Genomic DNA, 1,027 nt, shown 5'->3' on the forward strand with positions numbered 1-1,027 from the left:
TACTGAATGAGGTGGCTGAGCTTTCGCCTACGGGATTGTCACCCTCTTTGATCGCCCTTTCCATGGCGTTCGACTAGCTCATTCACTCCCGTCCATCAGTCCTACAACCCCAGCATGCAAGCACGCTGGTTTGGCCTCTTTCCGTTTCGCTCGCCGCTACTCGGGAAATCGATTTTTCTTTCTCTTCCTGTGGCTACTGAGATGTTTCAGTTCACCACGTCTACCTTCCACTCAGCTATGTGTTCACTGAGTGGACCATTGTCGATGAAAACAATGAGGTTCCCCCATTCGGAAATCTCCGGATCAAAGCTTACTTACAGCTCCCCGAAGCATATCGGTGTTCGTCCCGTCCTTCATCGGCTCCTAGTGCCAAGGCATTCACCGTACGCCCTTATTCACTTAACCACCGGTTAAGTTGTATGATGCGAAAAGTTTTAAAACTCTTTCTTTTTCGGTTTTTACGCTTGGTAAAATTGGTTTATTGACATTTCTATCTCGCAAAAAATAGAAATGCGGAATGTTATGATAGTATTCAGTTTTCAAAGAACAAGTTTGAGAGTTAGACCTCTCAAAACTGAACAAAGCGACGATTGTGTATTCCGTTATATCCTTAGAAAGGAGGTGATCCAGCCGCACCTTCCGATACGGCTACCTTGTTACGACTTCACCCCAATCATCTGTCCCACCTTCGGCGGCTGGCTCCAAAAGGTTACCTCACCGACTTCGGGTGTTACAAACTCTCGTGGTGTGACGGGCGGTGTGTACAAGACCCGGGAACGTATTCACCGCGGCGTGCTGATCCGCGATTACTAGCGATTCCGGCTTCATGCAGGCGAGTTGCAGCCTGCAATCCGAACTGAGAATGGCTTTAAGGGATTCGCTGACTCTCGCGAGTTCGCAGCCCGTTGTACCATCCATTGTAGCACGTGTGTAGCCCAAGTCATAAGGGGCATGATGATTTGACGTCATCCCCGCCTTCCTCCGGTTTGTCACCGGCAGTCTCGCTAGAGTGCCCAACTGAATGCTG

The 1,027-nt window shown here is 49.5% G+C and carries 2 rRNA genes; both read right to left on the reverse strand.

The features are described from left to right. Positions 1-405: ribosomal RNA gene (locus tag QP503_RS08785) — 23S ribosomal RNA — on the reverse strand; the annotation flags it as partial. A 209-nt stretch (positions 406-614) separates the two neighbouring features. Beyond that, a 16S ribosomal RNA gene (locus QP503_RS08790) occupies positions 615-1,027 on the reverse strand; the annotation flags it as partial.

The organism is Pauljensenia sp. UMB0895, from assembly GCF_030218905.1.
In the GTDB taxonomy this organism is placed as follows: domain Bacteria; phylum Actinomycetota; class Actinomycetes; order Actinomycetales; family Actinomycetaceae; genus Pauljensenia; species Pauljensenia turicensis_A.